Source organism: Streptomyces mesophilus (assembly GCF_040300965.1).
GTDB lineage: Bacteria > Actinomycetota > Actinomycetes > Streptomycetales > Streptomycetaceae > Streptomyces > Streptomyces mesophilus_A.
This window is the reverse complement of record NZ_JBEPEW010000098.1, coordinates 1-25,061: the sequence shown is the minus strand read 5'-3', so window position 1 is coordinate 25,061 and position 25,061 is coordinate 1. Positions and strand designations below refer to the sequence as shown.

Sequence of the window (25,061 nt, the reverse complement as noted above, 5' to 3'; positions counted from 1 at the left end):
GGACACCGAGCCCCCCGCAGCCGCGGAGCCCGCGTCCGGCACTTCGCCCGGCACCACGCCCGGCAGTACCTCGGGCGGTACGCAGCTCACCGAACCCGGCCGCAAGATGCACCGCAGCCTCGGCCTGATGACCGCGCTCGGCGCGATCCTCGTGCTCGGCGGTCTCGTCGGTCTGGTCTACACCGGCGTGGCCACGCTCACCTCGATGATCCTCTTCGGCTGGCTGCTCCTCATCGGCGGTCTGGTGGGTCTGGCGCAGGCGCTGCAGATGCGCGGGTCCAACTTCTTCTGGCTGGGGGTGGTCGTGGCCGCCCTCAACATCGCCGCCGGTGTGGTCGTGATCCGGCACCCGGACGGCACGGCCGAGGCGCTGACCATGTTCGCCGCGCTGCTCTTCCTGACCGGTGGTGTGTTCCGCCTGGTGGGCAGTGTCGTGGTGCGCGGGCCGCAGTTCGGACTGACCCTGGTGCAGGGCGCGTTCGGCCTCCTGATCGGCGTGCTGATCCTGGCGGAGTGGCCCGGCAGCAGCTTGTACGTGATCGGTTGCTTCTTCTCGCTCGCCTTGCTCTTCGACGGTCTCGGTCTGATCGCGATGGGGATCGCGGGTCGTCGAATCGTCAGTCTGGTAAGCGGAGTTGAAGACTCCGAGGCGCCCAAACCCCCTGAATCCCCGACAGCTTGAAGTCAGAACAAGAAGCACACGAAGCAGTCGCACAACTGACGCTGTCATACGCACTCGGTCAAATGCCGTCGATACACGACGAGTTCCGGTCACCGATCCGGTCCGGACCAAAACCTTCCCAAACTCGAAGGGTGGTGACTATCGAGCGTGAGGGCGGCGACCGGCAGATGCGCGAATACGGCAGGGTGCCCCCCGACCGACCAACGGCCGGGCCGCTGCCGTACGAGGGAGTCTGGAGATTCACCGCACCGTCCGTGGACGCCTCGGTGCCACAGGCCCGCCGGGCGGTCCGCGATCTGCTCGCCCGGCAGGGCGTCCCTGCCGCCGACGACACGGTGCAGGGCCTGCTCCTGATCGTCTCCGAGCTGGTCACCAATGTCGTACGGCATGCGGCACTGCTGTCGCCGATGCTCGCCGTCGAGGTGGCCGTGGGCGCCGAGTGGGTGCGGGTGTCCGTCGAGGACAACCACCCGTACCGCCCCAAGGCCCTCGAGGCCGATCAGGGGCAGACGGGCGGACGCGGTCTGCTGCTCGTACGGGAGATCACGAAGGAGGCCGGCGGAGCCTGCGACGCGGAGCACACCGCGACCGGCGGCAAGGTGATCTGGGCCGCCCTGCCGCTCAAGCCCCAGGTCACCACCCCGCGCTGGGACCCGTCAGCTCCTTGATCGCCGGCCGGGCGGCATCGAGCACGGTCATGAACCAAGCGGAGAACGGGCCCTGTTCGTGCCGCACCAGGAGCTCCTCGGGCGTCACGAAGGCCGTCTCGCCGACCTCTTCGGGGTCCGGCCGCAGCGGGGACTGCACCATGCCGACGAACAGGTGGTTGAACTCCTGCTCCACCAGGCCCGATTCGGGATCCGGGTGGTTGTAGCGCACCGTGCCGGCCTCCGCCATCAGCGAAGGCGAGACCCCGAGCTCCTCGGACACGCGACGGGCGGCCGCGGCGAACGGCGCCTCACCCGGATACGGGTGCCCGCAGCAGGTGTTGGACCACACGCCGGGGGAGTGGTACTTGCCGAGCGCCCGGCGCTGCAGCAGCAGCCGGCCCTGCTCGTCGAAGAGGAACACGGAGAACGCCCGGTGCAGCCGGCCGGGCGCCTGGTGCGCCGAGAGCTTCTCCGCGGTGCCGATGGTATTGCCGTCCTCGTCGACCAGTTCGAGCAGGATCGCTTCCGCGGCGCCGTTCTGGGAACTGTTCGCCGCGGTGGCTGGGGTGATCGGCATAACCATCCTTTCGGGTCGAAGCCTCAAGTTTGCCGCAGTTTCCGGGGTGCCGGGCTCCGCCGCTCCGCACCGGGCCGTTTTCCGGGCGGCGCCCGGGCGCTTCGCGGGTATGTGGGGGCTGACGCCCCCGCATACCCGGATGGTTGCTCACACTCCGAAAGCCGCCGGATAGCGGATCGTGCCCGCGGGGACCGGACCCTCGCCCTCGAGGACCATCGCCATCATCGCCTCGTCGGGCACCTCGAACCCCGGCCGCACGCCGAACTGCGAGGCCCGGGTGAAACCGAAGCGCGGGTAGTACCCGGGGTGGCCGAGGACCGTGAGCAGCCGCTCCTGCCCCCGCGTGCGGGCCGCCTCGATCACCGCTTCGATCACCGCGGCACCGGCGCCCTGCCGCTGGTACTTCGGCAGCGTGGCCACCGGAGCGAGCACAAGGGCCGGCTCCTCGTCGACCAGGCAGCGGGTGATCAAGGCGTACGCGGCCGGCTCCCCGTCCGGCGTCTCGGCCACGTACGACAGGCCCTCGATCCACGCCTGCTCGTCCTCGCGCAGCGCGTCCACCAGGTCCGCCTCCATCGAGGTCTCGAAGGCGGCCGCGTTCAGCGCGTGCACCGCGGCACGGTCCGACGGCTTCTCCGGTCGTACGGTCCAGTCCGTGCCCATGCGTTTCTCCTTGTCATGCCGCTTGTCCATATCCCCATGATCAAGCAGTTTTGAAGAAGCCACCGACCCGTCCCGGTTCCTAGCCTGGAGTCACAGACGCCGGCCCGCAGCGAAAGGCACTCCGATGGCCACCGCGAAGAAGACCACCACCGCAGCGAAGACCACCGCAGCGAAGAAGACCGCCGCCAAGAAGGCCCCCGCGAAGTCGTACGACGGGTTCTCCGAGGAGGAGCGCGCGGCCATGAAGGAGCGGGCCAAGGAGCTCAAGGCCGCCGAGAAGGCGGATCCCGAGGGCGTCGTGCGGGCGAAGATCGAGGAGATGACCGGCAGCGACCGGACCATCGCCGAGCGGCTGCACGAGATCATCAAGGAGAACGGCCCGGAGCTCGTCCCGCGTACGTATTACGGCATGCCCGCGTACGGCAGGAACGGCAAGGTCCTCTGCTTCATCACGCCCGCCGCGAAGTTCAAGGTCCGCTACCTCACCCTCGGGTTCGAGCAGGTCGCCAACCTCGACGACGGCACGATGTGGCCCACGTCGTACGCCATCACCGAGCTGACGCCCGCGGTCGAGAAGCAGGTGGCCGAACTGGTGCGCCGCGCCGTCTCCTGAACCCCGTCCCGCAGGGGTGTCTCAGTGGCACACCTTCGCCTCGTGGTCCGCATGCCCGCCCGGCTCCAGCTGGAACGTGCAGTGCTCCACGTCGAAGTGGTCACCGAGGCACCCCTGCAGATCGTGCAGCAGCTTCTCGTGCCCGATCGAGTCCAGCATCTCCGCGCTGACCACGACATGCGCCGAGAGCACCGGCATGCCCGAGGTGATCGTCCAGGCGTGCAGATCGTGCACGTCCTCGACGCCCGGCAGCGCCAGTATGTGCGAGCGCACCTCTTCCATGTCGACGCCCTTGGGCGCCGACTCCAGGAGCACGTTCAGGGTCTCGCGAAGGAGCTTGATCGTGCGGGGCACGATCATCAGGCCGATCACGATCGACGCGATCGGGTCGGCGGCCGTCCAGCCGGTCAGCAGGATGATCAGCGCCGAGACGATCACCGTGGCCGAGCCGAGCGCGTCCGCGAGGACCTCCAGGAACGCCCCGCGTACGTTCAGGCTCTCCTTCTGTCCCCGCATCAGCAGCGACATCGAGATCAGGTTCGCCACCAGGCCGATCACACCGAAGATGATCGCCAGACCACCGTCGGTGTCGGCGGGGGTGAAGAAGCGCTCGACCGCCTCGTACAGCACGAAACCGCCGACACCGAGCAGCAGCAGACAGTTGGCGAGCGCCGCCAGGATCTCCGCGCGGGCGTAGCCGAAGGTGCGGTTCACGCTCGCCGGGCGGTTGGCGAAGTGGATCGCGAGCAGGGCCATCCCGAGCCCGAGGGCGTCGGTCGCCATATGGGCCGCGTCGGCCACCAAGGCGAGCGAGTTCGCAGCGATGCCGCCGATGATCTGGACGACCATGATGCCGAGCGTGATGCACAGCGCGATACGCAGCCGCCCCATATGTGCGGCGGATACCGTGCCACCCGAATTGGTGCCTGTGTGCCCGTGGTCGTGCCCGGCTCCCATCGGCCCTCCCTCTCAAAGTTTCGTCGGACGCTGGTGCGGAGCAGGCCCTCGCAGCGGGCCGGCGATCACAGTGAACTACGGGTGGGGGGTATCTTGCAACGCTGCACTGAACACCGTTGTCATGTGCCCTGACCTGGGCAAATGCTCCGCAGGTCAGAGGCTTGCGGCGCTCCGGCCTCGGTCCTGCCGCGGACGGCGCGGTTTGTGAGTTGCGGGCCGGATAAAGGAAGATGAACGCGGTGGCGGTGCAGCTGCAGTCCACCATGATCACGTCCTGAACGGGCGGTGAACGGCCGCTTCCATTCATCCGATAACCTCAGCCGACGTGCCGCCCGGGCCGTCGGTCCGGTGGTCCCCACCTGCACGCCGTCCGGCGCCGAGCGCCGGCCCCCCAAGGAGTGAGTTCGTCTGTCGACCGCCATTCTCACCGGCTCGCAGGTACCCGGCTCGTCGCTCGAAGGCGATCTGCGGGCCCTGGGTTTCGACGTGCGGGTCGCGTCCACACCGGCGGACACCGCCGCGCTGCTCGCCGCCGCACCGGCCGATGAGCGGGTCGCTCTCGTCGACGCGGGCTTCGTCGGTCACCAGCACGCGCTGCGCCTCGGCCTGACCGACCCCCGCTTCCGCGCTTCGGCCGTGCCCGGCGCGGTCGCCGTGCTCCCCGAAGCCCTGCCCGCCCTCGGCCGCGCGGTGCGTCGGGCCACCGGGGCGGAGGGCGGCGACACCGTCGTACGGGTGGACACGCTCGCGGACCGCGTGGCCGCCGCGCTCGAAGCGGACGGCACCGAAGTCCACCGCCCCGAACTCGGCACCCTCGTCGCCACGGTCCCGGGCGACCCGCAGGCGCGCAACGAGGCCCGGCAGGCCGTCGGCGCCGTCGACGAGGAGGCCGTCCGTCTCCGTACCGCCGTGAAATCCCGCGACGGCTTCTTCACCACACACTTCATCAGCCCGTACTCGCGCTACATCGCCCGCTGGTGCGCCCGCCGGGGACTCACCCCGAACCAGGTCACCACGGCCTCGCTGATCACCGCGCTCATCGCGGCCGGCTGCGCCGCCACCGGTGAGCGCTGGGGCTTCGTCGCCGCCGGTGTGCTGCTGATCTTCTCGTTCGTCCTGGACTGCACCGACGGGCAGCTCGCCCGTTACTCGCTGCAGTACTCGACGATGGGCGCCTGGCTCGACGCCACCTTCGACCGCGCCAAGGAGTACGCCTACTACGCGGGCCTCGCGCTCGGAGCCGCCCGGGGCGGCGACGACGTATGGGCCCTGGCGCTCGGCGCGATGATCCTGCAGATCTGCCGGCACGTCGTCGACTTCTCGTTCAACGAGGCCAACCACGACGCCACCGCCAACACCAGCCCCACCGCCGCGCTCTCCGACAAGCTCGACAGCGTCGGCTGGACAGTGTGGCTGCGGCGGATGATCGTGCTGCCGATCGGCGAGCGGTGGGCGCTGATAGCGATCCTGACCGCGGTGGCCACTCCCCGGATCACGTTCGTGGTGCTGCTGATCGGCTGCGCCTTCGCGGCCCTCTATACGACGGCCGGCCGCGTGCTGCGGTCGCTGACGCGCAAGGCGCAGCGCACGGACCGTGCGGCCCGGGCGCTGGCCGACCTCGCCGACAACGGTGCCCTGGCCTCGTACGTGGCCAAGGTCCGCGCAAACAGCGGCGGCCGCACGATGCCGTACGCGCCGCTGATCCTCGCGCTGATCGGCGCCGGCGCCCTGATCGCGAACGTGTGGACCGGGAACGCGACCGCGATCATCGTCGGTGCGGTCTTCTACGTGGTCCTCTCCGGCCTCGCGCTCTCCGCGCCGCTCACCGGCCCCTTGGACTGGATGGTCCCGCCGGTCTTCCGGGCCGCCGAATACGGCGCGGTCCTGGTGCTCGCCGCGCACGCGGACGTGAACGGAGCCCTTCCGGCGGCTTTCGGCCTGGTGGCCGCGGTCGCCTACCATCACTACGACACGGTGTACCGCATCCGCGGCGGCACCGGCGCGCCCCCGACCTGGCTCGTGCGGGCCATCGGCGGGCAAGAGGGAAGGACGCTCGTCGTCGCGGTCGCGGCGGCTCTTCTGTCCGCACAGGACTTCTCGGTCGCGCTCACGGTTCTCGCCGTGGCAGTGGCCTTGGTGGTGCTCGTCGAGAGCATCCGCTTCTGGGTGATCGCCGCACGTCAGGGCGCACCCGCCGTACACGACGAAGGAGAACCCGCATGATCGGCCTCGTCCTTGCGGCAGGCGCCGGACGGCGTCTGCGTCCGTACACGGACACCCTGCCCAAGGCGCTGGTGCCCGTCGATGGTGACACCACCATCCTCGACCTGACCCTCGGCAACTTCGCCGAGATCGGTCTCACCGAGGTCGCGATCATCGTGGGCTACAAGAAGGAGGCCGTCTACGAGCGCAAGGCGGCGCTCGAGGCGAAGTACGGCCTGAAGCTCACCCTGATCGACAACGACAAGGCCGAGGAGTGGAACAACGCCTACTCCCTGTGGTGCGGCCGCGACGCGATCAAGCACGACGTGATCCTCGCCAACGGCGACACCGTGCACCCGGTCTCCGTCGAGCACACGCTGCTCGCCGCCCGCGGTGACGGCAAGAAGATCATCCTCGCCATCGACACGGTGAAGTCCCTCGCGGACGAGGAGATGAAGGTCGTCGTCGACGCCGAGAAGGGCATGACGAAGATCACCAAGCTGATGGACCCGGCGGAGGCCTCCGGCGAGTACATCGGTCTCACCCTCATCGAGGGCGAGGCGGCCGACGAGCTGGCCGACGCCCTCAAGACGGTCTTCGAGGCCGACCCGCAGCAGTTCTACGAGCACGGCTACCAGGAGCTCGTGAACCGCGGTTTCAAGATCGACGTGGCCCCCATCGGTGACGTGAAGTGGGTCGAGATCGACAACCACGACGACCTCGCCAAGGGCCGGGAGATCGCGTGCCAGTACTGACCCGGCTGATGCCGAGCCCAGTTGTCGTCGACATCCGGGCGGGCGCGCTGGACGATCTGCCGACGATCCTGACCGACCAGCGCATCGCCCCCACCGGAAAGCTCGCGTTCGCCGTCAGCGGCGGGTCCGGCAAGGCGCTCCAGGAGCGCTTCGCCCCGCTGTTCCCGGGCGCGCAGTGGTTCAGCCAGGCCGACGGCACGCTCGACGGCGCCATCGCGCTTGCCGACGCGGTCAAGAAGGCCGGGCGCTACGACGCCCTGGTCTCGCTCGGCGGCGGCAAGGTCGTCGACTGCGCGAAGTACGCGGCGGCCCGTGTGGGTCTCCCGCTGGTCGCCGTGGCGACCAACCTCGCGCACGACGGACTGTGCTCCCCGGTCGCGACGCTCGACAACGACGCGGGCCGCGGTTCGTACGGGGTACCGAGCCCGATCGGCGTGGTCATCGACCTCGACGTGATCCGGGACGCCCCCGTCCGCTTCGTGCGCGCGGGCGTCGGCGATGTGATCTGCAAGATCTCCTGCGTCGCCGACTGGGAGCTGTCCAACAAGGTCAACGGTGAACTCGTCGACGGTCTGGCCGCCTCCATGGCCCGGCAGTCCGCCCATGCGGTGCTGCGGCATCCGGGCGGTGTGGGCGACGACGCCTTCCTGACCGTGCTGGCCGAATCCCTGGTGATGTGCGGGCTCTCCATGTCGGTCGCGGGCGACTCGCGGCCCGCCTCAGGGGCCTGTCACGAGATCAGCCACGCCTTCGACCTGCTCTTCCCCAAGCGCAACGCGCTCCACGGCGAGCAGTGCGGATTCGGCGGCGCCTTCGCCACGTTCCTGCGGGGAGACCTGGAGACCGCCGGCGAGATGGCCCAGACGCTGCGCCGCCACGGACTGCCCGTGCTCGCGGACGAGATGGGCTTCAGCAGCCAGGATCTGGTCGAGGCGGTGCTCTTCGCGCCGCAGACCCGCCCCGGCCGCTACACGATCCTCGAGCACCTCGACTACAACGCCGATCAGATCAAGGACGCCTACGCCGACTATGCAAAAGCCATCGGTAGCTGAACTGCGCCCGGTCGTTCACCCCGCCGGGGTGAAGGACCGCCGCAGCGGCGAGCACTGGGCCGGCCGGCTCTACATGCGCGAGATCTCGCTGCGGGTGGACCGGCACCTGGTGAACACGAAGGTCACCCCGAACCAGGTGACCTATGTGATGACCCTCGCCGGCGCCCTCGCCGCCCCCGCGCTGCTCGTCCCCGGTATCTGGGGTGCGGTGCTCGGTGTGGTCATGGTGCAGCTCTACCTCCTCTTCGACTGCGTCGACGGCGAACTGGCCCGCTGGAAGAAGCAGTACTCGCTCGCCGGTGTCTACCTCGACCGCGTCGCCGCGTACCTCTGCGACGCCGCCGTCCTGGTCGGCTTCGGTCTGCGGGCCGCGGACATCTGGGGCGAGGGCCGGATCGACTGGCTGTGGGCCTTCCTCGGCACGCTCGCCGCGCTCGGCGCCATCCTGATCAAGGCCGAGACGGACCTGGTCGGTGTGGCCCGGCACCAGGCCGGCAAGCCCGTGGTCCAGGAGGCGGCCAGCGAGATCCGCTCCTCCGGGATGGCGCTGGCCCGCAGGGCCGCGTCCGCGCTGAAGTTCCACCGCCTGGTGCTCGGCATCGAGGCCTCGCTCCTGATCCTGGTCCTCGCGATCGTGGACTCGGCGCGCGGCGACCTGTTCTTCTCGCGTCTCGGTGTCGCCGTTCTCGCGGGCATCGCGCTGCTCCAGACGCTGCTGCACCTGGTGTCCATCCTGGCCTCGAGCAGGCTGAAGTGACCGTCGAGGCCGAGCGACTGAAGGTCGGTGCCGTCATCATCACGATGGGCAACCGGCCCGACGAGCTCCGTGCGCTGCTCGATTCGGTCGCCAAGCAGGAAGGCGACCGGATCGAGGTGGTCGTCGTCGGCAACGGCTCGCCCGTGCCCGAGGTCCCCGCGGGCGTGCGCACCGTGGAACTGCCCGAGAACCTCGGCATCCCCGGCGGCCGCAACGTCGGCATCGAGGCCTTCGGCAAGAACGGCAAGGACATCGACATCCTGCTGTTCCTCGACGACGACGGTCTGCTGGCCCGGCAGGACACGGCCCAGCTGTGCCGCCGAGCCTTCGCCGCCGATCCGGAGCTCGGCATCATCAGCTTCCGGATCGCCGACCCCGACACCGGCGAGACCCAGCGGCGGCACGTACCGCGCCTGCGGGCGTCCGACCCGATGCGCAGCTCGCGGGTCACGACCTTCCTCGGCGGTGCCAATGCCGTACGTACCAAGGTCTTCGCCGAGGTCGGCGGCCTGCCCGACGCGTTCTTCTACGCGCACGAGGAGACCGATCTTGCCTGGCGGGCCCTCGACGCCGGCTGGATGATCGACTACCGCGCGGACATGGTCCTGTACCACCCGACCACGGCGCCCTCGCGGCACGCGGTCTATCACCGGATGGTCGCCCGCAACCGCGTCTGGCTGGCCCGGCGCAATCTGCCGGCGCCCCTGGTCCCGGTCTACCTGGGCCTGTGGATGCTGCTCACGTTGCTGCGCAGGCCCTCACGGCCCGCGCTCAGGGCGTGGTTCGGCGGCTTCAAGGAGGGTTTGCGGACGCCCTGCGGTCCGCGGCACCCCATGAAGTGGCGGACGGTATGGCGGCTGACCCGACTGGGCCGACCTCCTGTCATCTGACAAGCTCGTGTCTGAGAACATTCGGGCCGACCGCGTTTTCCCGGGGACCCCCCGGACCCAGGCCGGCCGACGTACTCGCCTGTGCGCGAAACCCCCGGCGCATTCAAGAAGACGAAAGTTTCCACTTGTGAGTGAGACGACGCATGACGGCGGTGTCACCGTGACAGCGTCTTTGGGGCAGGAGTCCCCGGACGATCGGCTCTCGCGTGCCGAACTGGCCGCGAAGTACGGCCTGAGCCAGAGCGGCGCCCGGCCCGGGCTGTTGGAGTACGTCCGCCAGCTGTGGACCCGGCGCCACTTCATCCTCGCGTTCTCGCAGGCCAAGCTGACCGCGCAGTACAGCCAGGCCAAGCTGGGCCAGGTGTGGCAGGTGGCGACGCCGCTGCTCAATGCCGCGGTCTACTTCTTCATCTTCGGCCTGCTGCTCGGCGGCCGGGGCGGCATGGGCAACGACATGTACGTGCCGTTCCTCGTGACCGGCGTCTTCGTCTTCACCTTCACGCAGAGCTCGGTGATGGCGGGCGTACGGTCCATCTCGGGGAACCTCGGTCTGGTGCGCGCGCTGCACTTCCCGCGCGCCTCGCTCCCGATCTCGTTCTCGCTCCAGCAGCTCCAGCAGCTGATGTTCTCGATGCTCGTGCTGTTCGCGATCCTCATCGGCTTCGGGCACTACCCGGACCTGTCGTGGCTGCTGATCATTCCGGCCCTGGTGCTCCAGTTCGCCTTCAACGTGGGCCTCTCGATGATCATGGCGCGGATGGGCAGCAAGACGCCCGACCTCGCACAGCTGATGCCGTTCGTGCTGCGCACCTGGATGTACGCGTCCGGCGTGATGTTCCCGCTGGCCCCGATGCTGGCGAAGGCGCACGCCCCGTCCTGGGTCGCCGACGTGCTGCTCGCCAACCCGGCAGCGGTCTACATGGACCTGATGCGGTACGCGCTGATCGACGGCATCACCGCCTACAACCCGCTGCCTCCGCACGTCTGGGCCCTCGCGCTCGGCTGGGCGGTCGTCACCGGCGTCATCGGCTTCGTGTACTTCTGGAAGGCAGAGGAGCGCTACGGCCGTGGCTGAGCAGCGGAACGACACCCACATCCCCACCGTCATCGCGGACGAGCTGCACATCGTCTACCGCGTCAACGGCGCCAGGAGCGGCAAGGGCAGCGCGACCGCGGCCCTGAGCCGCATCATCAAGCGCGGCGAGGAGCGCGGCGTACGCAAGGTGCACGCGGTACGGGGCGTCTCCTTCACCGCGTACCGGGGCGAGGCCATCGGCCTGATCGGCTCCAACGGCTCCGGCAAGTCCACGCTCCTGCGGGCCATCGCCGGCCTGCTGCCCGCCGAGAAGGGCAAGGTCTACACCGACGGCCAGCCCTCGCTGCTCGGTGTGAACGCGGCGCTGATGAACGACCTCACCGGCGAGCGCAACGTCATACTCGGCGGGCTCGCGATGGGCATGACCCGCGAGCAGATCAGGGAGCGCTACCAGGGGATCGTCGACTTCTCGGGCATCAACGAGAAGGGCGACTTCATCACCCTGCCGATGCGCACCTACTCCTCCGGCATGGCGGCGCGGCTGCGCTTCTCCATCGCCGCCGCCAAGGACCACGACGTCCTCATGATCGACGAGGCCCTCGCCACCGGTGACCGCGCCTTCCAGAAGCGCTCCGAGGCGCGGATCCGGGAGCTGCGCAAGGAGGCCGGCACGGTCTTCCTGGTCAGCCACAACAACAAGTCCATCCGCGACACCTGCGACCGGGTCCTGTGGCTCGAACGCGGAGAGCTGCGGATGGACGGGCCGACCGCAGAGGTCCTCAAGGAGTACGAGAAGTTCACCGGCAAGTAGCCGTTCGAACGCAAGGGAGCCCCGCCGGAACCCCGGCGGGGCTCCCTCGCGTCACGGGTTGCGTAGTCCCGTGAGACCGGGTGACGAGGTCAATTCCTGGTCAACTTCCTTACCTGTGAGGAAGGTTGACACGAATAGGTGCGTTGTTGTGATGTGCAGAACACCCCGGCATTCCGCCCGGCGCTGTACAACGTAAGCTGGATCAGTCGGGCGGCGTGTCCGAAATAGGGTGAATTGGGTCGGCAGTGTAGAACGGGAGAGTGACGGCCATGGCTACGGAAAACTCCCAGCTCCGACAGCGTTTTGCCGTCCCTTCGCCCCTTCCCCGGGCGGGCGGCGGCCGATGAGGCGCTCTGCGGACGTCCAGGAGCGGGCGACGCTGGACAAGGCCGCCGACGAGAACTTTCCGGTGGCCCCGTTCTTTCTGCCCAGGGCCTGGCGCGAGGACCTGATGGCGGTCTACGGATTCGCCCGTCTCGTCGACGACATCGGTGACGGCGACCTGGCCCCCGGCGGCGCCGACGCCCTGGCCCTCGGCCTCGACCCCGGGCGGAGCGACGACCGCGTCGCCATGCTGGACGCCTTCGAGACGGACCTGCACAAGGTCTTCGACGGCCGCCCCGGCCATCCGCTGCTCCAGCGGCTGCAGCCCACCGTCCGCCGCCGCGCGCTGACCCCCGAGCCGTTCCTCGGCCTGATCGCCGCGAACCGCCAGGACCAGCTGGTGAGCCGCTACGAGACGTACGACGACCTCCTCGCGTACTGCGAACTCTCCGCCAATCCGGTCGGCCGCCTGGTCCTCGCCGTCACCGGCACCGAGACCCCCGAGCGCGTGCGCCGCTCGGACGCCGTGTGCACCGCGCTGCAGATCGTCGAACATCTCCAGGACGTTTCCGAGGATCTCGCCCGCGACCGGATCTATCTGCCGGCCGAGGACATGAAGCGCTGCTCGGTGCAGGAGTCCGACCTGGCACGCCCGCACGCGGGCGCCGCGGTGCGCTCACTGATCGCATACGAAGCAGAACGTGCCCGGGACCTCCTGAATGAAGGCACCCCGCTCGTGGGTAGCGTCCACGGCAGGCTCAAGCTCTTGCTCGCCGGCTTCGTCGCCGGGGGACGGGCGGCCCTGCGCGCCATCGCCGCCGCCGAGTACGACGTGCTCCCCGGACCGCCCAAGCCCACCAAGCGCCGGCTCCTTCGTGAGGTGGGCGCAGTCCTGCGACCCGACCGTGGAGAGGGGTGATCGAGGCCGTGGAAGGGAACATCGCCGCCGGCGCCCCGGTGCTCGCCGCGTACAGCTACTGCGAGGCCGTCACCGGACAGCAGGCGCGCAATTTCGCCTACGGGATCCGGCTGCTGCCCACGCCCAAGAGACGCGCGATGTCCGCGCTCTACGCGTTCTCGCGCCGCGTCGACGACATCGGGGACGGTGCGCTCCCGCCCGAGGTCAAGCAGCTCCGTCTCGAAGAGACCCGTGAGCTGCTCGACCGTATCCGCGAAGGCCGCGTCGACGAGGACGACACCGACCCGGTGGGTGTCGCGCTCGCCCACGCCGCACGTGCCTTCCCGATCCCGCTCGACGGGCTCGACGAGCTGATCGACGGCGTCCTCATGGATGTCCGCGGCGAGACCTACGAGACCTGGGACGACCTCAAGGTCTACTGCCGCTGTGTCGCGGGCGCCATCGGCCGCCTGTCGCTCGGCGTGTTCGGCACCGCGCCCGGCGCGCGGTACACGGAACGCGCCTCGGAGTACGCCGACACGCTGGGCCTTGCCCTTCAACTCACCAACATCCTCAGGGATGTTCGCGAGGATGCCGAAGGTGGCCGTACCTACCTTCCCGCCGACGATCTCGCCAAGTTCGGCTGCTCGGCCGGGTTCGCCTCCGCCGAGCCGCCGGCCGGATCGGACTTCGCGGGGCTCGTCCACTTCGAAGTGCGCCGGGCCCGCGCCCTGTTCGCCGAGGGCTACCGGCTGCTGCCGATGCTCGACCGCCGCAGCGGCGCCTGCGTGGCCGCGATGGCCGGCATCTACCGCCGTCTGCTGGACCGTATCGAGCGCGACCCCGAAGCCGTGCTGCGCGGGCGGGTCTCGCTGCCCGGACGCGAAAAGGCCTACGTCGCGGTCCGCGGTCTGTCCGGTTTCGACGCCCGCAGCATCGCCCGGCACACATCCGCCGGGAGGCGGGCGTGACCATGAGGGCTCCTCGCTGTTTGTACGGGGTGTGCCTCAGCATCCCGACCGATGCCCGCATCCCTTACGATGCCCGGGCAAATCCCCCCAAGCGGCAAGCAACCCTCCACTGGCGATCGGCGTCCCTGACTGAGATGACCCACCAGGAGTTCATCCCGGGCAAGGCCGCGGGGGAGGGCGTATGACCGCGCAGGAAGCGCAGGCCGACGGCGTCGCGCGCCGTTCTGCCGTGGTGGTCGGCGGCGGACTCGCCGGCATCACCGCGGCACTCGGTCTCGCCGACGCCGGCCTGAACGTCACCCTGCTCGAAGGCCGGCCCCGCCTCGGCGGCCTCGCCTTCTCGTTCCGGCGCGGCGACCTCACCGTGGACAACGGCCAGCACGTCTACCTGCGCTGCTGTACGGCGTACCGCTGGTTTCTCGACCGCGTGGACGGCGCCGCGCTCGCACCTCTGCAGGACCGGCTCGACGTACCGGTGCTCGACGTCGCGACCCCCAGCCCCCGGCTGGGCCGGCTGCGGCGCGCGGGGCTGCCCGTACCGCTGCATCTGGCCCGCAGCCTCGCCACGTATCCGCATCTCTCGCTGGCCGAGCGCGCCAAGGTCGGCCGCGCCGCCCTCGCGCTCAAGGCGCTCGACCTCGCCGACCCCGCCCTCGACGACGAGGACTTCGGCAGCTGGCTGGCCCGCCACGGACAGTCCGCGCGCGCCATCGAGGCGCTGTGGGACCTGGTGGGCATCGCCACCCTGAACGCGGTCGCAGGGGACTCCTCGCTCGGCCTCGCCGCCATGGTGTTCAAGACCGGGCTGCTCTCCGAGCCGGGCGCCGCCGACATCGGCTGGGCCCGCGTCCCGCTCGGCGACCTGCACGACCGGCTCGCCCGTGAGGCGCTCGACAAGTCCGGTGTACGCACGGAGCTGCGCGCCAAGGTCGCGGGCATCTCCCGTACGGACGAGGGAAGTTGGCGCGTGCGCACCGACAGCGAGGAGATCGACGCCGAAACGATCGTCCTCGCCGTACCGCAGCGCGAGGCCCATGAACTGCTGCCCGACGGTGCGCTCGACGCCAAGGACCAGCTCCTCGAGATCGGCACCGCGCCGATCCTCAACCTGCATGTGATCTACGACCGCAAGGTGCTCAGGCAGCCCTTCTTCGCCGCGCTCGGCACCCCCGTGCAGTGGGTGTTCGACCGCACGGACGCCTCCGGGCTCGACGGCGGCGGCCAGTACCTCGCCGTCTCGCAGTCCATTGCGCACAACGAGATCGACGCGCCCGTGGCCGAGCTGCGCGAAAGGTATCTGCCCGAGCTGGAGCGGCTGTTGCCGGCCGCCCGCGGCGCCGGGGTGCGCGACTTCTTCGTGACGCGCGAGCGCACCGCCACCTTCGCCCCCACGCCGGGCGTGGGCCGGCTGCGGCCAGGACCGCGCACCAGAGCTCCCGGCCTGTATCTGGCCGGCGCGTGGACCGCCACCGGGTGGCCCGCGACCATGGAGAGCGCCGTCCGCAGCGGCGCAGCGGCCGCACGCGCCGCACTCGGCACACTCGGCCGCCCCCAGGACCACCTGTTCGAGGAGGCGGCATGAGTACCAGCACCACCACCGGAACCAGAGGAGAGACAGTGCCGACTGAGCCTTCGGCCGCAACGGCCGCCGACCACGGGCAGGGGGACGCCGCCGACGTGACGGCGCTGCTCGAGCGTGGCCGGACGTTGGCCACGCCGGTGCTGCGCGCCGCCGTCGACCGGCTCGCGCCGCCGATGGACACGGTCGCCGCGTACCACTTCGGGTGGATCGACGCCGAGGGCCGGCCCTCCGACGGCGACGGCGGCAAGGCGGTACGTCCCGCGCTCGCGCTGCTCTCCGCCGAGGCGGCGGGCGCGGCGCCCGAGGTGGGTGTCCCCGGCGCGGTCGCCGTCGAGCTGGTGCACAACTTCTCGCTCCTGCACGACGACCTGATGGACGGCGACGAGCAGCGCCGCCACCGCGACACCGTGTGGAAGGTGCACGGCCCGGCGCAGGCCATCCTCGTCGGCGACGCGCTGTTCGCGCTGGCCAACGAGGTGCTGCTCGAACTCGACACCGTCGAGGCCGGACGCGCCACCCGCCGCCTCACCGCCGCCACGCGCGCGCTGATCGACGGTCAGGCCCAGGACATCTCCTACGAGCACCGCGAGCGGGTCACCGTCGAGGAATGCCTGGAGATGGAGGGCAACAAGACGGGCGCGCTGCTCGCCTGCGCCGTCTCCATCGGCGCGGTGCTCGGCGGCGCGGACGACAAGACCGCAGACACTCTCGAGAAGTACGGCTACCACCTCGGTCTCGCCTTCCAGGCCGTCGACGACCTGCTCGGCATCTGGGGCGACCCCGAGGCCACCGGCAAGCAGACCTGGAGCGATCTGCGCCAGCGCAAGAAGTCCCTGCCGGTGGTGGCCGCGCTCGCCGCCGGCGGGCCCGCGTCGGAGGAGCTCGGGCGGCTGCTCGCCGCCGATGCCAAGGCGAACGACTTCGAGAACTTCTCCGAGGCGGAGTTCGCGCACCGCGCCGCGCTCATCGAGAAGGCGGGCGGCCGCGAGTGGACCGCCGCGGAGGCCCGCAGGCAGCACACGATCGCCCTCCAGGCGATCGAGAGTGTCGCCATGCCGGAGCGGGTCAGGGCCCAGCTCGCCGCGCTCGCCGACTTCGTCGTCGTACGGAAGAGATGATCGCCATCGACAAGAGCAGCGCAGATCCTCGGGCCCTCATATGACTCGCAGTCGCCGGCCGGTGCACTGACCCAGCGGTCAAGGCATCGGCCGACGGCGAACCCCAGCACAGCAGAAGTCGAAACTGCACGTAAGGGGAAGCCATGACAGCGACGACCGACGGAAGCGCCGGGGCGATCCCGCCCGACGCTCCCGCGGCCAGCGAATCCGTCCGCACGCCTGCCGCGCTCGACGGGGCGCTCCAGGCCAATCAGCGCGCGATCGAGTATCTGCTCGACCACCAGGACGACGAGGGGTGGTGGAAGGGCGATCTCGAGACCAATGTGACGATGGACGCCGAGGACCTGCTGCTCCGTCAGTTCCTTGGCATCCGGGACGAGAAGACCACGCAGGCCTCGGCATTGTTCATCCGGGGCGAGCAGCGCGCGGACGGCACATGGGCCACCTTCTACGGCGGACCCGGTGAGCTGTCCACCACGGTCGAGGCCTATGTCGCGCTGCGGCTCGCCGGTGACGATCCCGAGGCCGAGCACATGGCCAAGGCCTCCGCCTGGATCCGCGCCCAGGGCGGGATCGCCTCCGCGCGCGTGTTCACACGGATCTGGCTTGCGCTGTTCGGCTGGTGGAAGTGGGACGACCTGCCCGAACTCCCGCCGGAGCTCATCTACTTCCCGAAGTGGTTCCCGCTCAACATCTACGACTTCGGCTGCTGGGCGCGGCAGACCATCGTGCCGCTCACCATCGTCTCCGCCAAGCGCCCGGTGTGCCCCGCGCCCTTCGCGCTGGACGAGCTGCACACCGACTCCCGCGACCCCAACCCGCACAAGCCCCTTGCCCCTGTGGCCAGTTGGGACGGGGTGTTCCAGCGGCTCGACAAGGTGCTGCACACGTATCACAAGGTGGCCGTGCCGGGTCTGCGGCGGATGGCGATGCGCTCGGCCGGGCGGTGGATCGTCGAGCGGCAGGAGAACGACGGCTGCTGGGGTGGGATCCAGCCGCCCGCCGTGTACTCCGTGATCGCCCTGCATCTGCTCGGCTACGACCTCGACCATCCCGTACTGCGCGAAGGTCTCGCCTCCCTCGACCGGTTCGCGGTGTGGCGCGAGGACGGCGCCCGGATGATCGAGGCCTGCCAGTCGCCCGTATGGGACACGTGCCTGGCCGTCATCGCCCTGGCCGACGCGGGGCTGCCCGCCGACCATCCGGCCCTGGTGAAGGCCGCCGACTGGATGCTGGCCGAGGAGATCGCGCGGCCGGGTGACTGGTCGGTGCGCAGGCCGCAACTGGCGCCCGGTGGCTGGGCGTTCGAGTTCCACAACGACAACTACCCGGACATCGACGACACCGCCGAGGTCGCCCTCGCGCTGCGCCGTGTCCGGCACCCCGACCCCGCGAGGGTGGACGCCGCCGTGAAGCGGGCCACGACCTGGACGTACGGGATGCAGTCCAAGAACGGCGCCTGGGCCGCGTTCGACGTGGACAACACCAGCCCGTTCCCCAACCGGCTGCCGTTCTGCGACTTCGGTGAGGTCATCGACCCGCCGTCCGCCGATGTCACCGCCCACGTCGTCGAGTTCCTCGCGGGCGAGGGCAAGGCACACGATCCGCGCACCCGGCGCGGCATCACCTGGCTGCTCGCCGAACAGGAGGCCAGCGGCGCCTGGTTCGGCCGCTGGGGCGTCAACTACCTGTACGGCACCGGGTCAGTGGTCCCCGCCCTGGTGGCCGCAGGACTACCCGCCGCGCACCCGGCGATCCGCAGGGCCGTGGACTGGCTGGAGTCGGTGCAGAACGACGACGGCGGCTGGGGCGAGGACCTCCGGTCGTACGTGGACGAGTCCTGGGTCGCGCGCGGCGAGTCCACCGCGTCGCAGACCGCCTGGGCGCTGCTCGCGCTGCTCGCGGCGGGGGAGCGGGAGTCCAAGGCGGTGGAGCGCGGCATCGCGTGGCTCGCCGAGACGCAGCGGGCGGACGGCGGCTGGGACGAGCCGTACTTCACCGGCACGGGCTTCCCCTGGGACTTCTCGATCAACTACCACCTGTACCGGCAGGTGTTCCCGCTCACCGCACTCGGTCGTTATCTGAACGGCCAAGGGCACGAGGGGGGTTGATGAGCGCCATGCACGAACCGCTGCCGCCGCTGCTCATCGCCTGCGCGCTGGGCATCGAGAAGCTGGCCCTGCGCAGCGGCGACCGCAGCGGAGCCGCGGGACCGGTCACCGTACTGCGCACCGGTATGGGGCCGAAGGCCGCCGAGCGCGCGGTCGGCCGCACGCTCGCCGACCGTGGGCTGCGCGGTGCCGCCGTGATCGCCACCGGCTTCTGCGCCGGGCTCGCGCCCGGGATGCACCCGGGCGATCTGGTCGTGGCCGAGCACACGGTCGACGACCGCGGCAGCACGCCCTGCGAGGGGACGGAGCTGCTGGTGAAGGAGCTGGTCAAAGCGGTACCCGGGCGGACCGTGCACACCGGTCCGCTCACCGGCTCCGCCCATGTCGTGCGCGGACACGAACGCGCCGAGCTGCTCGCCAAGGGCTCGATCGCGGTGGACATGGAGTCCGCCGCGACCCTGCACACCGCCCGCGCCGGGGGCTCGCACCCCGTTGCGGCCGTCCGGGTGGTCGTGGACGCCCCGGAACATGAACTGGTCCGTATCAGCACGGTGCGCGGTGGAATATCAGCTTTCCGCGTTCTTCGTTCGGTACTTCCCGCTTTCTATGAATGGCACCGTTCTTTGCTGCTCCCCCGGAGGTGAGCCAGATGGCCATGCCCCTTCGACAGTCCATCAAGGTCGCGACATATCTTGCCGAGCAGAAACTCCGTAAGCGGGAGAAGTTCCCGCTGATCGTGGAGCTCGAGCCGTTGTACGCGTGCAATCTCGCCTGTGAGGGCTGCGGCAAGATCCAGCACCCGGCCGGCGTGCTCAAGCAGCGGATGCCCGTGGCCCAGGCCGTGGGCGCGGTGCTCGAATCCGGTGCGCCGATGGTGTCGATCGCCGGCGGCGAACCGCTGATGCACCCGCAGATCGACGAGATCGTGCGGCAGTTGGTGGCGAAGAAGAAGTACGTCTTCCTCTGCACCAACGCGATGCTGCTCCGTAAGAAGATGGACAAATTCAAGCCCTCTCCCTATTTCGCTTTCGCCGTGCACATCGACGGAATGCGGGAGCGGCACGATGAATCCGTCGCGAAGGAGGGGGTGTTCGACGAGGCGGTGGCGGCCATCAAGGAGGCCAAGAAGCGCGGCTTCCGTGTGACCACCAACTCGACCTTCTTCAACACGGACACCCCGCAGACCATCATCGAGGTGCTCAACTACCTCAACGACGACCTCCAGGTCGACGAGATGATGCTGTCGCCCGCGTACGCCTACGAGAAGGCGCCCGACCAGGAGCACTTCCTCGGCGTGGAACAGACCCGTGAGCTGTTCAAGAAGGCCTTCGCGGGCGGGAACCGGCGGCGCTGGCGGCTCAACCACTCGCCGCTGTTCCTCGACTTCCTCGAGGGCAAGGTCGACTTCCCGTGCACGGCCTGGGCGATCCCGAACTACTCGCTGTTCGGCTGGCAGCGGCCCTGCTACCTGATGAGCGACGGGTACGTGCCGACGTACCGGGAGCTGATCGAGGAGACCGACTGGGACAAGTACGGCCGCGGCAAGGACCCGCGCTGCGCCAACTGCATGGCGCACTGCGGCTACGAGCCGACCGCCGTCCTCGCCACCATGGGCTCCCTCAAGGAGTCGCTGCGGGCGATGCGCGAGACCGTCTCCGGGAACCGCGGGTGACGTGATGGAGCCCGTGGCGCTCGGGATGCCGTCGGTGCCGGCGCAGCTCGTCGAGCGGCGCCGGTCCCGGCAGATCCAGGTCGGTCCGGTGGCCGTCGGCGGGGACGCCCCGGTGTCCGTGCAGTCGATGACGACCACACGGACCTCGGACATCGGCGCGACGCTGCAGCAGATCGCCGAACTGACCGCGTCCGGCTGTGAGATCGTCCGCGTCGCCTGCCCCACGCAGGACGACGCGGACGCGCTCGCGACCATCGCCCGCAAATCACAGATCCCGGTGATCGCGGACATCCACTTCCAGCCGAAGTACGTGTTCGCGGCGATCGACGCGGGCTGTGCGGCGGTCCGCGTAAACCCCGGGAACATCAAGCAGTTCGACGACAAGGTGCGCGAGATCGCGCAGGCCGCCGCCGCGGCCGGCACTCCGATCCGTATCGGCGTCAACGCCGGGTCGCTGGATGCGCGTCTGCTGAAGAAGTACGGCAAGGCGACGCCCGAGGCGCTGGTGGAGTCGGCGCTGTGGGAGGCGTCGCTCTTCGAGGAGCACGGGTTCCGCGACATCAAGATCTCGGTCAAGCACAACGACCCGGTCGTGATGATCCAGGCGTACCGGCAGCTCGCCGCCGCCTGCGACTACCCGCTGCACCTCGGGGTGACGGAGGCCGGTCCGGCCTTCCAGGGGACGATCAAGTCCGCCGTCGCGTTCGGTGCGTTGCTGTCCGAAGGCATCGGTGACACCATCCGGGTCTCGCTGTCGGCGCCCCCTGCCGAGGAGGTCAAGGTGGGTCTGCAGATCCTTCAGTCCCTCGGGCTCAAGCAGCGCCGCCTCGAGATCGTCTCCTGCCCGTCCTGCGGCCGCGCCCAGGTCGACGTCTACAAGCTGGCCGACGAGGTGACCGCCGGACTCGACGGCATGGAGGTCCCGCTGCGCGTGGCCGTCATGGGGTGTGTCGTGAACGGGCCGGGCGAGGCGCGGGAGGCGGACCTCGGGGTCGCTTCCGGCAACGGCAAGGGGCAGATCTTCGTCAAGGGCGAAGTCGTCAGGACCGTACCCGAGTCGAAGATCGTCGAGACGCTGATCGACGAGGCCATGAAGATCGCCGAACAGATGGAGAAGGACGGCGTGGAGTCCGGCGAACCCGCCGTGACCGTCTCCTGAAAGCCCGTCCTTGAAAGCCCGTCCTTGAAAGGCAAGCAGTCGAGCGCGAGTTGAGGCACCGACCGAGAGGGGGCCCGGCGTGACGATCCTGGAGACGATTCGGGGGCCGCGCGATGTCAAAGTGCTGGCCGAGGAGGAACTGGCCGAACTGGCCGAGGAGATCAGGGAGTTCCTGGTCCACGCGGTGGCCCGTACCGGCGGCCATCTGGGCCCCAACCTGGGTGTGGTGGAGCTGTCGATCGCGCTCCACCGGGTCTTCGACTCTCCCGTGGACCGGCTGGTCTGGGACACCGGCCACCAGAGTTATGTGCACAAGCTGCTCACCGGCCGGCAGGACTTCTCCAAGCTGCGCGGCAAGGGCGGTCTGTCCGGCTATCCGTCGCGGGAGGAGTCCGAGCACGACATCGTGGAGAACAGCCACGCCTCCACCGCGCTCGGCTGGGCGGACGGCCTCGCCAAGGCGGTGCAGGTACGGGGCGACGGCGGCCATGTCGTCGCGGTCATCGGCGACGGGGCGCTGACCGGCGGGATGGCCTGGGAGGCGCTGAACAACATCGCCGCCGCCAAGGACCGGCCGCTCATCATCGTCGTCAACGACAACGAACGCTCCTACGCGCCGACCATCGGCGGCCTCGCCAACCACCTCGCGACCCTGCGTACCACCGACGGCTATGAGCGCTTCCTGGCCTGGGGCAAGGAAGTACTTCAGCACACCCCGGTGATCGGACAGCCGCTGTACGAGTCGCTGCACGGTGCGAAGAAGGGCTTCAAGGACGCCTTCGCCCCGCAGGGCATGTTCGAGGATCTGGGCCTCAAGTACGTGGGTCCGATCGACGGGCACGACATCGCGGCCGTCGAGTCGGCGCTGAGCCGGGCCAAGCGGTTCCACGGCCCGGTCCTCGTGCACTGCCTCACCGAGAAGGGCCGGGGCTACGAGCCGGCGCTCGCGCACGAGGAGGACCACTTCCATACGGTCGGGGTGATGGACCCGCTGACCTGCGAGCCGCTCGCACCGTCCAACGGGCCTTCCTGGACCTCGGTGTTCGGGGACGAGATCGTCCGGATCGGCGAGGACCGGCCCGACGTCGTGGCGATCACGGCGGCCATGCTGCACCCGGTGGGTCTCGGCGCCTTCGCCGAGCGGTTCCCTGACCGGGTGTGGGACGTGGGCATCGCCGAACAGCACGCGGCAGTGTCGGCGGCAGGTCTCGCCACCGGCGGGCTGCATCCGGTCGTCGCCATCTACGCCACGTTCCTCAACCGGGCCTTCGACCAGCTCCTGATGGATGTGGCGCTGCACAAGTGCGGCGTCACCTTCGTGCTCGACCGGGCCGGTGTCACGGGCGCCGACGGAGCCTCCCACAACGGCATGTGGGACATGTCGGTCCTCCAGGTCGTGCCGGGACTCAGGATCGCCGCGCCGCGTGACGCACAGCAGCTGCGGGCCCAGCTCAGGGAAGCGGTCGACGTGGACGACGCGCCGACCCTGGTGCGCTTCCCCAAGGAGTCGGTGGGCCCCGAGATCCCGGCGCTCGACCAGGTCGGCGGCATGGACGTACTGCACCGCGGGCCCTCGCAGGACGTCCTGCTGGTCGCGGTCGGAGTGATGGCTCCGGTCTGCCTCAAGGCCGCGGAACTCCTCGAAGGCCGCGGTATCGGCTGCACCGTCGTCGACCCCCGGTGGATCAAGCCGGTCGATCTCGCGCTGCCCGAACTGGCCTCCACACACCGGATGCTGGCCGTCGTCGAGGACAACAGCCGTGCGTCCGGGGTGGGTTCGGCCGTCACCCAGGCGCTGCAGGACGCCGAGGTGGATCTTCCGGTACGGAGCTTCGGCATTCCGGACCAGTTCCTCGCGCATGCCAAGCGGGGCGAGGTCCTCGCCGACCTGGGGCTCACCGCCGTCGACATCGCGGGGCGGATCGGGGCCACGTGGGACCGTAAGCAGAAAGAAGGAAGCGAAGGATGACGGACGAGGTCACGGGCGAGGCCGCCGGCGACGCCACGGTCGAGGTCACAGGTGACGCCACGGTCGAGGCCGGCAAGGGCTTCGACCTGGGCAGACTCCTGGCGGAGCGGGGCGCAGAACGGTACGAGCTGCACAGCCGCCACCTCAACCACCAGCTGCCGCGGATGCTGCACACCATCGGCTTCGACAAGGTCTACGAGCGGGCCGAGGGTGCGTACTTCTGGGATGCCGAGGGCCAGGACTACCTGGACATGCTGGCCGGCTTCGGAGTGATGGGGCTCGGGCGCCACCACCCCGTCGTCCGCAAGGCGCTGCACGACGTACTCGACGCCTCGCTCGCCGACCTCACCCGCTTCGACTGCCAGCCGCTGCCCGGTCTGCTCGCGGAGAAGCTGCTCACGCACTCGCCGCATCTGGACCGGGTGTTCTTCGGCAACAGCGGTACGGAGGCCGTCGAGACCGCGCTGAAGTTCGCCCGTTACGCGACCGGGAAACCACGGATCCTCTACTGTCCCCATGCCTTCCACGGCCTGACCACCGGTTCGCTCTCCGTCAACGGCGAGTCGGGCTTCCGGGACGGCTTCGCGCCGCTCCTTCCGGACACCGCCGTCGAGCTCGGTGATCTCGACGCGCTGGCAAGGGAGTTGAGGAAGGGCGACGTCGCCGGTCTGATCGTGGAGCCGATCCAGGGCAAGGGCGTCCTCGAGGCGCCGCCCGGCTATCTGCGCGCCGCCCAGGAGCTGCTGCACAAGCACAAGGCGCTGCTCATCGCCGACGAGGTGCAGACCGGCCTCGGCAGGACCGGCGACTTCTACGCGTACCAGCACGAGGAGGGCGTGGAACCGGACCTGATCTGTGTGGCCAAGGCGCTGTCCGGCGGCTATGTGCCGGTCGGGGCCACGATCGGCAAGGACTGGATCTTCAAGAAGGTCTACTCGTCGATGGACCGGGTCCTGGTCCACTCGGCGAGCTTCGGCTCCAACGCGCAGGCCATGGCGGCGGGTCTCGCGGTCCTCTCGGTCATGGAGGACGAGCAGATCGTGGCCAACGCGCGGGCCAGCGGTGAGCTTCTGAAGTCACGGCTCGCGGCGCTGGTGGACCGCTATGAGCTGCTTCATGACGTACGCGGCCGTGGGCTGATGATCGGCATCGAGTTCGGCCGGCCCAACTCGCTGAAGCTGCGCAGCCGTTGGGCGGCGCTCCAGGTTGCGCGCAAGGGGCTGTTCGCGCAGATGGTCGTGGTGCCGCTGCTGCAGAAGCACCGGATCCTCACTCAGGTCTCCGGGGATCATCTGGAGGTCATCAAGCTGATTCCGCCGCTCATCGTCGGGGAGCGCGAGGTGGACCGCTTCGTCGAGGCGTTCACCGCCGTGATGGACGATGCGCACAGCGGGGGAGCGCTGATGTGGGACTTCGGGAAGACCTTGGTGAAGCAGGCGGTCGCCAACCGGTGAGCCCGCGGCTTTTGCCTCAGAGGCAAAAGATTTGCCGCTGAGGCAAGGGTCTGGCTGAATCGGCGGTATGAGTCCTGCCGACCCTGCGAGGCCGCAGCCCACTGCCGGCCCCGCGCCCTCGCCGCAGCCCGACGCGCTGCTCGGTGTCGCGCCCCAGC

The 25,061-nt window shown here is 69.6% G+C and carries 23 protein-coding genes; 20 read left to right on the top strand and 3 right to left on the bottom strand.

From position 1 onward, the window contains the following. Positions 1-106: 106 nt before the first annotated feature. Both ABT367_RS28190 and ABT367_RS28185 read left to right on the top strand, forming a co-directional pair. Positions 107-682 carry an HdeD family acid-resistance protein gene (locus tag ABT367_RS28190; protein ID WP_352256020.1) on the top strand — a complete coding sequence of 192 codons (576 nt, stop codon included), beginning with the start codon at positions 107-109 and terminating at the stop codon, positions 680-682. Positions 683-813: 131 nt separating this feature from the next. Then, positions 814-1,350, top strand: a complete 537-nt coding sequence (locus ABT367_RS28185) for an ATP-binding protein (RefSeq protein WP_374194249.1) — start codon at positions 814-816, stop codon at positions 1,348-1,350. On the opposite strand, the gene idi is transcribed toward ABT367_RS28185, so the two are convergent. Both idi and ABT367_RS28175 read right to left on the bottom strand, forming a co-directional pair. Then, positions 1,316-1,909: an isopentenyl-diphosphate Delta-isomerase gene (gene idi / locus ABT367_RS28180; protein ID WP_352255996.1), complete on the bottom strand. Its 594-nt coding sequence runs from the start codon at positions 1,907-1,909 to the stop codon at positions 1,316-1,318. The genes ABT367_RS28185 and idi overlap by 35 nt on opposite strands. A gap of 147 nt (positions 1,910-2,056) precedes the next feature. Next, on the bottom strand, positions 2,057-2,602 hold the full coding sequence (locus ABT367_RS28175) for a GNAT family N-acetyltransferase (RefSeq protein WP_352255994.1): 546 nt from the start codon (positions 2,600-2,602) through the stop codon (positions 2,057-2,059). Positions 2,603-2,696: 94 nt separating this feature from the next. Here ABT367_RS28175 and ABT367_RS28170 point away from each other — a divergent pair, with 94 nt between their 5' ends. Then, complete coding sequence (locus tag ABT367_RS28170; protein ID WP_434975554.1) at positions 2,697-3,185, top strand: iron chaperone; 489 nt, start codon at positions 2,697-2,699, stop codon at positions 3,183-3,185. 21 nt (positions 3,186-3,206) lie between these two features. Here ABT367_RS28170 and ABT367_RS28165 read toward each other — a convergent pair whose 3' ends face one another. Beyond that, entirely contained in the window at positions 3,207-4,142 is a 936-nt protein-coding gene (locus tag ABT367_RS28165; RefSeq protein ID WP_352255992.1) for a cation diffusion facilitator family transporter, read from the bottom strand. A gap of 408 nt (positions 4,143-4,550) precedes the next feature. On the opposite strand from ABT367_RS28165, the gene ABT367_RS28160 reads away from it, so the two are divergent. From ABT367_RS28160 to ABT367_RS28080, 17 genes are all read left to right on the top strand, one after another. Continuing rightward, positions 4,551-6,365, top strand: coding sequence for a DUF5941 domain-containing protein (locus ABT367_RS28160; protein ID WP_352256016.1), 1,815 nt, complete (start codon positions 4,551-4,553; stop codon positions 6,363-6,365). Next, entirely contained in the window at positions 6,362-7,099 is a 738-nt protein-coding gene (locus ABT367_RS28155; protein ID WP_352255990.1) for a phosphocholine cytidylyltransferase family protein, read from the top strand. The genes ABT367_RS28160 and ABT367_RS28155 overlap by 4 nt, the downstream gene beginning before the upstream one ends. After that, positions 7,087-8,151 carry an iron-containing alcohol dehydrogenase family protein gene (locus tag ABT367_RS28150; protein WP_352255988.1) on the top strand — a complete coding sequence of 355 codons (1,065 nt, stop codon included), beginning with the start codon at positions 7,087-7,089 and terminating at the stop codon, positions 8,149-8,151. Before ABT367_RS28155 ends, ABT367_RS28150 begins: the two co-directional genes overlap by 13 nt. Further along, on the top strand, positions 8,129-8,908 hold the full coding sequence (locus tag ABT367_RS28145) for a CDP-alcohol phosphatidyltransferase family protein (RefSeq protein ID WP_352255986.1): 780 nt from the start codon (positions 8,129-8,131) through the stop codon (positions 8,906-8,908). Before ABT367_RS28150 ends, ABT367_RS28145 begins: the two co-directional genes overlap by 23 nt. Positions 8,909-8,952: 44 nt before the next feature. Further along, complete coding sequence (locus tag ABT367_RS28140; protein ID WP_352256014.1) at positions 8,953-9,798, top strand: glycosyltransferase family 2 protein; 846 nt, start codon at positions 8,953-8,955, stop codon at positions 9,796-9,798. Positions 9,799-9,925: 127 nt separating this feature from the next. After that, on the top strand, positions 9,926-10,873 hold the full coding sequence (locus tag ABT367_RS28135) for an ABC transporter permease (protein WP_165330382.1): 948 nt from the start codon (positions 9,926-9,928) through the stop codon (positions 10,871-10,873). After that, positions 10,866-11,645, top strand: coding sequence for an ABC transporter ATP-binding protein (locus ABT367_RS28130; RefSeq protein ID WP_352255984.1), 780 nt, complete (start codon positions 10,866-10,868; stop codon positions 11,643-11,645). Before ABT367_RS28135 ends, ABT367_RS28130 begins: the two co-directional genes overlap by 8 nt. A gap of 343 nt (positions 11,646-11,988) precedes the next feature. Then, positions 11,989-12,888: a squalene synthase HpnC gene (gene hpnC, locus ABT367_RS28125; protein ID WP_352255982.1), complete on the top strand. Its 900-nt coding sequence runs from the start codon at positions 11,989-11,991 to the stop codon at positions 12,886-12,888. Continuing rightward, the gene (gene hpnD, locus ABT367_RS28120) at positions 12,885-13,838 is read left to right on the top strand and encodes a presqualene diphosphate synthase HpnD (RefSeq protein ID WP_352255980.1); all 954 of its coding nucleotides are present in this window, start codon (positions 12,885-12,887) and stop codon (positions 13,836-13,838) included. Before hpnC ends, hpnD begins: the two co-directional genes overlap by 4 nt. Before the next feature lie 181 nt (positions 13,839-14,019). Next, positions 14,020-15,420, top strand: a complete 1,401-nt coding sequence (gene hpnE, locus ABT367_RS28115; protein WP_352255978.1) for a hydroxysqualene dehydroxylase HpnE — start codon at positions 14,020-14,022, stop codon at positions 15,418-15,420. Then, positions 15,417-16,538, top strand: a complete 1,122-nt coding sequence (locus tag ABT367_RS28110) for a polyprenyl synthetase family protein (protein WP_352255976.1) — start codon at positions 15,417-15,419, stop codon at positions 16,536-16,538. Before hpnE ends, ABT367_RS28110 begins: the two co-directional genes overlap by 4 nt. A 143-nt stretch (positions 16,539-16,681) precedes the next feature. After that, positions 16,682-18,649, top strand: a complete 1,968-nt coding sequence (gene shc / locus ABT367_RS28105) for a squalene--hopene cyclase (RefSeq protein WP_352255974.1) — start codon at positions 16,682-16,684, stop codon at positions 18,647-18,649. A gap of 8 nt (positions 18,650-18,657) precedes the next feature. After that, complete coding sequence (locus ABT367_RS28100; RefSeq protein WP_352256012.1) at positions 18,658-19,293, top strand: 1-hydroxy-2-methyl-2-butenyl 4-diphosphate reductase; 636 nt, start codon at positions 18,658-18,660, stop codon at positions 19,291-19,293. A 5-nt stretch (positions 19,294-19,298) separates the two neighbouring features. Further along, on the top strand, positions 19,299-20,321 hold the full coding sequence (hpnH, locus tag ABT367_RS28095; RefSeq protein ID WP_352255972.1) for an adenosyl-hopene transferase HpnH: 1,023 nt from the start codon (positions 19,299-19,301) through the stop codon (positions 20,319-20,321). 4 nt (positions 20,322-20,325) lie between these two features. After that, positions 20,326-21,480: a flavodoxin-dependent (E)-4-hydroxy-3-methylbut-2-enyl-diphosphate synthase gene (ispG, locus tag ABT367_RS28090; RefSeq protein WP_352256010.1), complete on the top strand. Its 1,155-nt coding sequence runs from the start codon at positions 20,326-20,328 to the stop codon at positions 21,478-21,480. 79 nt (positions 21,481-21,559) lie between these two features. Continuing rightward, complete coding sequence (dxs, locus tag ABT367_RS28085) at positions 21,560-23,449, top strand: 1-deoxy-D-xylulose-5-phosphate synthase (RefSeq protein WP_352255970.1); 1,890 nt, start codon at positions 21,560-21,562, stop codon at positions 23,447-23,449. Then, positions 23,446-24,903 (top strand): aspartate aminotransferase family protein, encoded by a 1,458-nt coding sequence (locus tag ABT367_RS28080; protein ID WP_352255968.1) that lies wholly within the window; start codon positions 23,446-23,448, stop codon positions 24,901-24,903. Before dxs ends, ABT367_RS28080 begins: the two co-directional genes overlap by 4 nt. The last annotated feature ends 158 nt before the right edge of the window (positions 24,904-25,061 follow it).